This window comes from Methyloceanibacter sp. (genome assembly GCF_035650995.1).
In the GTDB taxonomy this organism is placed as follows: Bacteria; Pseudomonadota; Alphaproteobacteria; order Rhizobiales; family Methyloligellaceae; genus Methyloceanibacter.
Window position 1 is genome coordinate 1 of the sequence record NZ_DASRGO010000119.1, and the last position, 6,614, is coordinate 6,614.

At 63.7% G+C, this 6,614-nt stretch carries 11 protein-coding genes; 5 read left to right on the forward strand and 6 right to left on the reverse strand.

All coding sequences use genetic code 11. The features are described 5' to 3' along the window. Window positions 1–764, reverse strand: a 764-nt coding sequence (gene trmFO, locus VFB18_RS08835) for a methylenetetrahydrofolate--tRNA-(uracil(54)-C(5))-methyltransferase (FADH(2)-oxidizing) TrmFO (RefSeq protein ID WP_324973748.1), incomplete at its 3' end; no start/stop codon positions are given. A 238-nt stretch (window positions 765–1,002) separates the two neighbouring features. On the opposite strand from trmFO, the gene VFB18_RS08840 reads away from it, so the two are divergent. After that, complete coding sequence (locus VFB18_RS08840; protein WP_324973751.1) at window positions 1,003–1,542, forward strand: DUF1097 domain-containing protein; 540 nt, start codon at window positions 1,003–1,005, stop codon at window positions 1,540–1,542. A gap of 62 nt (window positions 1,543–1,604) precedes the next feature. Here VFB18_RS08840 and VFB18_RS08845 read toward each other — a convergent pair whose 3' ends face one another. Then, a complete protein-coding gene (locus VFB18_RS08845; protein ID WP_324973754.1) occupies window positions 1,605–2,111 on the reverse strand; it encodes a hypothetical protein in 507 nt (168 codons plus the stop codon). A gap of 193 nt (window positions 2,112–2,304) precedes the next feature. On the opposite strand from VFB18_RS08845, the gene VFB18_RS08850 reads away from it, so the two are divergent. Further along, window positions 2,305–3,120, forward strand: a complete 816-nt coding sequence (locus tag VFB18_RS08850; protein WP_324973757.1) for a hypothetical protein — start codon at window positions 2,305–2,307, stop codon at window positions 3,118–3,120. On the opposite strand, the gene VFB18_RS08855 is transcribed toward VFB18_RS08850, so the two are convergent. After that, complete coding sequence (locus VFB18_RS08855) at window positions 3,117–3,449, reverse strand: DUF3175 domain-containing protein (RefSeq protein ID WP_324973760.1); 333 nt, start codon at window positions 3,447–3,449, stop codon at window positions 3,117–3,119. The genes VFB18_RS08850 and VFB18_RS08855 overlap by 4 nt on opposite strands. 70 nt (window positions 3,450–3,519) lie before the next feature. On the opposite strand from VFB18_RS08855, the gene VFB18_RS08860 reads away from it, so the two are divergent. Together VFB18_RS08860 and VFB18_RS08865 are read left to right on the forward strand one after the other, a co-directional pair. After that, the gene (locus VFB18_RS08860; RefSeq protein WP_324973763.1) at window positions 3,520–4,137 is read left to right on the forward strand and encodes a glutathione S-transferase family protein; all 618 of its coding nucleotides are present in this window, start codon (window positions 3,520–3,522) and stop codon (window positions 4,135–4,137) included. A gap of 141 nt (window positions 4,138–4,278) precedes the next feature. Next, window positions 4,279–4,731, forward strand: a complete 453-nt coding sequence (locus VFB18_RS08865) for a cupin domain-containing protein (protein WP_324973766.1) — start codon at window positions 4,279–4,281, stop codon at window positions 4,729–4,731. Between the two features lie 27 nt (window positions 4,732–4,758). Here VFB18_RS08865 and VFB18_RS08870 read toward each other — a convergent pair whose 3' ends face one another. Continuing rightward, window positions 4,759–5,043, reverse strand: coding sequence for a DUF3175 domain-containing protein (locus VFB18_RS08870; RefSeq protein ID WP_324973769.1), 285 nt, complete (start codon window positions 5,041–5,043; stop codon window positions 4,759–4,761). A 111-nt stretch (window positions 5,044–5,154) separates the two neighbouring features. Here VFB18_RS08870 and VFB18_RS08875 point away from each other — a divergent pair, with 111 nt between their 5' ends. After that, on the forward strand, window positions 5,155–5,625 hold the full coding sequence (locus tag VFB18_RS08875) for a putative molybdenum carrier protein (RefSeq protein ID WP_324973772.1): 471 nt from the start codon (window positions 5,155–5,157) through the stop codon (window positions 5,623–5,625). Here VFB18_RS08875 and VFB18_RS08880 read toward each other — a convergent pair. Next, window positions 5,622–6,065, reverse strand: coding sequence for a hypothetical protein (locus VFB18_RS08880; RefSeq protein WP_324973775.1), 444 nt, complete (start codon window positions 6,063–6,065; stop codon window positions 5,622–5,624). The genes VFB18_RS08875 and VFB18_RS08880 overlap by 4 nt on opposite strands. A 111-nt stretch (window positions 6,066–6,176) precedes the next feature. Further along, a complete protein-coding gene (locus tag VFB18_RS08885; protein WP_324973778.1) occupies window positions 6,177–6,365 on the reverse strand; it encodes a hypothetical protein in 189 nt (62 codons plus the stop codon). Between the last annotated feature and the right edge of the window lie 249 nt (window positions 6,366–6,614).

The following is a 6,614-nucleotide window of genomic DNA, read 5'->3' on the forward strand; positions in this document are numbered from 1 at the left end:
GGCTTCATCGGTCCATAACGCAGCGTCTCGGTCCCACGCTCGGCCATCACTTCGATCGGCAGGCAGCCCTCGAAATAGGGCGTTCCCTCGAACTCCTTGAACGCCGTCTTCTCGGCCGCCAGCAGCGCGGCGATGAAGGCCTCGTATTGGGACTTGTCGAGCGGGCAGTTGATGTAGTCGGCGCCGCCGCCGCCGGGACCCACCTTGTCGTAACGCGATTGCAGCCAGCAGATATTCATGTCGATCGACTCGAGGTGCACGATGGGCGCGATCGCGTCGAAGAAGGAAAGTTCAGCTTCGCCGGTGAGCGTTTTGATCGCCTCCGCAAGCGCAGGCGAGGTGAGGGGCCCTGTCGCCACGATGACGCTGTCCCAGTCAGGCGGTGGCAAGCCGTCGATCTCGCCCCGCGCGATCTCGACCAGCGGGTGACCCTCGAGCGCCTGGGTGACCGCAGCGGCGAAGCCGTCGCGATCCACGGCGAGCGCCCCGCCTGCCGGCAGCTTATGGGCGTCCGCCGCGGCCATGATGAGGGAGCCGGCGCGGCGCATCTCCTCGTGCAAGAGGCCTACCGCGTTCGTCTCCGATTCGTCCGAGCGGAACGAGTTCGAGCAGACGAGCTCGGCGAAGGCGCCCGTCTTATGCGCCTCGGTCTGCCGGACCGGGCGCATCTCGTGCAGGACGACGGGTACTCCCGCCCGCGCGAGTTGCCACGCCGCCTCGCTGCCGGCGAGGCCTCCACCGATCACATGAACGGACTTGTCCATGACCGCTAGCTAGGGTGGGACGGGTGTCCCGTTCAAGCAGAACCGGACTGTGTGCACCGTCTGGCTAAGAATTGGGCAAAACGCTTCGATTCGCGTTCAAATTGACACCACTTTGGGCTATCCTGCCGAACGGAAGCCGAATCGTCGAGCCCCGTAGCACGGCTTCCATTCCTACGAGCCGGTGGACCGCCGGCGTAACCCGGCGCATCCGCCCGCTCGCATCCATCAAGAGGGTGAGATGTCCACGAATACCGCACTTGCGATCAGCGTTGGCGTACTGGGTGCCTTAGCGACGTGGCTCTTTCTGGGGCCGCTCGGCGGGGCGCTCGCGATTTGGGCGGCCTTCATCGCCTGGGGGTGCTTCTTCCATTGCGGCGGCAAAGAGCATGGCCTGCAATCGGCCATTCTCTGCAACGCGGCCGGCGCCATCATCGCCGGCATCACCTTGATCGTTGCAACCAAGGCGGGGCTTGCCGACAGGCTCGGTCTGCCGGTTTGGGCAGCCATCTGCGTCGGCATCGGCGTCGCCGCCATGGTGCTGCTTGCCAATATTCCGCTCTTCGCCACGATACCGGCGCAAGTCTACGGCTTCGCCTCGGTGGTCGCCTACACCTTGATGAAGGACGCGGCCGGAAGCCTGACGGCGCCCACGCTCGAGAATCCGGTCGTCGTTGTCATCCTGTCGATGATCATCGGCGCCATCTTCGGCTATGTGTCGGAGAAGGTGGCGGGCATGCTGGCCGGCATGGGGCATCACGCGCACCACGCCAAGGCCTGACCCGAATTCGTTCGCTGGAAGACGGCGTGGCTCAAGCGCGCCGCGCCGCTCTCCCGGCATTATCAGTCGGAAACATCCTTCTTGCCCCTGCTCGCGATGGACAGGGTGACCGTCCAGCTTTTGCGCAGAGCGGCGACGAGCAGGATGACGGCGGCGATCGCCCCGCTTAGATCGGCGAAGGGCGCTTTCAGCGTCCAAGCCGCCGCCGAGAAGATGAGAAGCGCGTAGGAGGAGATCGGCAGCATGAGGTCCCAAAAGAAGTTCGCCTCCTCCGGCTTTGCCAGCCGCCGCAGCAGGAGTGCGAGATTGATGGCGTAGGCTAAACCGGCGCAGCCGATGACGCCGAGCGCGAGCGCGCGAGTGGCTTCCGCAAGCGGCGGGATCATGACGAGCGAGACGCCGAGCAGGGTGGCGAAATAGACGAAGATCGGGGTGACGAACAGGCGTGTCCGGTCGGCATCGCCACTCTTGGCATGCTCCGCGCCGAGCGCGATTACGACGAAAATGAGGCCGATCAGCGTGCCGGCCGTGCCGCCGATCAGCGTGTAGAAACCATCCCAGTCAGCCATACGCGCTTTCCGCGATCTTTCGGCGCCATTATACCGCGCGACTGGCCGGGAAAACCGGCCTCGGCGCGGAGCGTCGAACATCAGTGAATTCCTGAGCAACCCTGTTTCTTATCGTGCCTTGCCTGCGCCGCATGGCGCGGGCAATGTCGGCCCGATCTCGCGGTAAGCGTATATGGGGGAATCGAGCGCTGCCATGCCCTCGGTAATCGTCGCCTGGAAGGGAAGTTGCCGCGAGACGAGCGTCAGGACTCGCCTTCTGTCCCATCTGCATCGCTTGGCGACGTCGAGCGACCACTATTTCCATTCGCGGCAGCTCGAGCGGCCCGCCTATCTCAAGGTGATGAGCGAGCAGCGCGAACGGGGTTTGCCGGCCCGCGCCAATATCGAGACGGTCGATCGGACCATCGAGCGCACCGTCCTCGTCTCTAGTCGCATCAACCCGAACAACGGCGCGCTGGTGTCGAGCGCGCGCGAGGCCGGGCTTACCGTCATCGACCGGAAGGACGGGCGGCATGCTCCGCTCATTGCCATCGACAAAGGAAGACTGCGCGGACTCGATTTCAGATTGTTCGATCCGCGCGGGATCTACCCCGGCGAAGACCGGATGAGCTTCGTTTTCCTCGAATGCCCCGAGCATCCTTTTCTCGACGGGCGTCTCGTCGAGATCACTCACGTCGAGAACTGCCCGGTCGCCGACGGCGAAGCTCTTCCCGCCGCAGAGGCCTATCTCGTGAGCCCGACCATCCACCTCCGCTACTACCTCGAGGACTGGACCGACTGCCTGTTCTCCTGGATCAAGTTCTTCTTCGTCGGCGACTTCTGGTGGCACCGCTGGGAGGAAATGCAGGGCTACGCCGACTATCGCGGAGTGTTCCAGGAACTCCAGGCCGAACGTGGCAGCGATGAAGCCGAGGAGGCCGCCTTCGACGCCGTGCTCGGCACCTTCGCCCAGCATGCCGAGCATTGGATCGCGGAAGTGGAAGGTTGGGCAAGCAGCGAGCAAAGCTAGTGCTTTGACCGCGTCTTGGCCGGCTTTCCGAAGGCCTTGCGCAGCTCGTCCTTGGCCTTTTCGAGCCGGTCGCGGTCGGCCGCCTTCAGGCTCTTTCCGGCCCGGTTGATGTAGAAGGTCAGCATCGACATCGCCGAGCGATAGGGATCGGACTTCCGCCGTTTGCTGGTTACCGCCGAGCGCTTGAGGGAGGCCGCGATCGTCTTGGGGTCCTTGAGCGTGAACACGCCCTTTTCCAGGTCGAGCGCGTCGGAATGCTCAGTCACCTGCTGCGACCAGCGCTTTGCCGTCTTTTGAGTGCGGTGCTCCGGCAACGTCTCGATCTCCAAAGCCCAATTATCATCTTAACGCCACAACCGCGGTTTAGGTGGCGTTCTCAAGACAACGGAGGAAAGTCCAATGGCGAAGCTCACCCTCTATCATGCCGCACCCTCGCGATCCTCGATTGTCCGCTGGATGCTTGAGGAGCTTGGCGAGCCTTACGACATTCACCTGTTGAGCCTGTCCAAGGGCGAGCAGTTGGCGCCCGACTATCTCGCTATTAATCCGATGGGCAAGGTTCCGGCGCTTAAGCATGGCGATACCGTCGTCACCGAGGCTGCCGCGATCTGCGCCTATCTCGCCGATGAATTCCCGCACGCGCGTCTCAACATCCCGGTCGGCGACCCGCGCCGCGGGCCCTACTTCAAATGGCTGTTCTTCGGTCCAAGCTGCATCGAGCCTGCCGTCATCGACCGCGCCGCTCCACGGAAAGAGGAAGCGCGCCGGGGCATGCTCGGTTACGGCGACTTCGACACGGTGATGGACGTGGTCGCCAAAGCCGTCGAGCCGGGGCCCTATCTGCTGGGCGAACAGTTCACCGCGGCCGACGTGATCATCGGCTCGCAACTCCGCTGGGGGCTGATGTTCAGCCTGATTCCCAAGCGCCCCGAGTTCGAGGCCTACGTGGCGCGGCTCGAGCAGAGGCCCGCCTTGCAGCGCGCCACCGCGCTCGACCAGGAACTCGCCGCCGCCTGACGGCGCCAGCGATTGCCGCACTTCGAGTCAAATGCGGGGGGTGACGAGATACCCCGGCATAACCCTGATCGCGCGTACCGCATTCGCGGCCGTCTGCACTTCGGATTAGTTTGGCTGCAAGCCACGGATAGGGAGAAGACCATGCTTGCGGCAAACCAGACCAAGACCGAAAATCCCGTCGTCGATTCCAACAAGCTTGCCCGCGCCAAGGTGTGGGGCGAGAGCGATCCCACCGTGCGCTGGGAAGGCGCATTCGCGGTTTATGGAGGCCACGGCGCCACCGCCTCCTCAACCATCGTTTATGAGATCGAACCCGGCAAGCGCCTCGGCTGGCACACCGATGCGACCGAGGAGACGCAATACGTCATCGCCGGAACGGGCAAGCTCTATCTCGAAGACGGCTCGACTTACGCGGTCGGACCCGGCAGCATCTTCGTGCTGCCGACGCCGATGCGGCACGATCTCGAGAATACCGGCAAGGAGACGTTCCGCGCCGTCGCCTTCTTCGCCGCGGCCATGTTCACCCAGAACTTCGACCAGGTGATGATGCCGCCCAAGAGCCACATCCTGGGCACGCCAAATCGCGAGGGCTAGGCGGCGACAGCGCGGGAATGCTTTTGACTAGCGGCCGAACGACTGCCTGAGCGCCATCTTGGTTTGGTCGAGCTTGGCAAGCTCTGCCGGGGAAAGCTTGGCACCGGCCCGGTTGATGTAGAAATCGAGCATCGACATCGCCGTGCGGTACGGATCGGACGAGTGGCGCCTCGGATCTTCGGCCGACTTCTTGAGCGCGGCGGCGATCTGCTGAGCCGAACCGTTGGCGAACAACCCCGGCTCGATATCGAACGGATGGTCGTGCGCCGTGACCTCCGCCGACCATTTGTCTGGGCTTTTGCTCTTCGCCATGATGCGGACCTCCTCACTGGTTGGAGCGCGCCAACCTCGCAAGGGAAGGTGACGGCCGGCAAAAGGAATTCGATTCAATTTGCCTCGTATTGCGCGTGATCGAGGGCGTTCATGGTGAAGATCCTTTCGGGCGGCCAGACGGGGGTCGACCGCGCGGCGCTCGATGCGGCAATCGAGCGAGGATTTCCTTGCGGCGGGTGGTGTCCGAAGGGCGGCTGGGCCGAGGACGTGCCGCACCCGCCCGGGCTGCTTGCGCTCTATCCCATGCTGCAAGAGACGCCGCTCGCCGATCCCGCTCAGCGCACCGAGTGGAACGTGCGCGATAGCGACGTGCTGGTGGTTCTGCTCGACAATCGCGGCTTGACCTCGAGCGGTACCGAGCGCGCAATCCTCCACGCACACGAGCTGGGTCATCCCGTTCTCGTCCTCGATGTCGGGCGAGGCTCCGACATCGATCGCGCAACGTCATGCCTTCGCGAAGGCGGGCGCGTCATATGCATGGCCGGCCCGCGCGAAAGCGAAGCCCCGGGTATCTATCAATCGGCGAAAGACTTTCTCGACGAGGCTCTTGCTCGCCTCTAGGCTCGTGCCAAGTCCTTCCGCGCCTCGCCGAAGAGGCGCAACAGGAACGCCGTACCGAGACCCCAGACACCGTTCGCCAGAACCGCATAGAAGAAGCGTGGCCAGAACGGCGGGATCGGCTCTCCCTTGATCGCCGAGACCACGTACATCCCCGTTAGCGTCAGCGCCACGGCCCCAGTCAGAACCCATGCCGCCCAATAGGCCTTCCCTCGCAAGCGATCGAGCAACGGCGCAAGCACCGCGCCCCACACCCCGCCCCAGAAGGCTTTCGAGATCACCGACGGCACGTCGAACGGGGGAACCGGATCGAGCGGCCACGCCGGACGGTCGGCTGGGATGAAGTGTACCTGATAGAGCAGATACCAGGCGCTCTGGTGAAAGATCAGAGTCGCGAGAAACCCGGCGATGAAGCCGAGCAGGGCGATCTTCAACAACGGCATGACCGGTTTTCGCCCGATCGCGACCTAATGCGCCAATGAACTGATCGTGAGAAGAGGGGACAGCCTGCCGCACGGTCCCAACACGATGCTATTGGGCATGGCCATTCCGGTTCAGCGGGCCAAAGCGAATAGGCTGAGCAGGACGGCGAGCACGACCGCGCCGGCCAGGCCGGCGATGAAAACCGCCCGCCGCAGCGACGTCCTGAGAATGATCTCGCCGCCGCGGGCATCCTCGCCGCGATAGAAGTGGATTTCCTTCCGCGGCGTCGCAGGGTCGGCCTGAACGTCTTGGGATGGCATCGAGCAAATCCTCCTTGCGACACCAAACCCTGGTTCATCGGGGAAGTTCCGCCGTTTCTGTGTGGGGCAGCGCGGCCTTGTTTCGAGTTCTTCGCAGCGCACAAAGTCATCCCCAAGCGAGAAGGCGACGTCCGTCCTCCGCCGGTTCTTTGGGCCGACTCATGCTAGATTGGTGATCGGAAATCTGCCAAAGGGGGGATAACGATGCTGACGGCAATCATCGTAGCATGCGTGATTGGAGCCATCGCG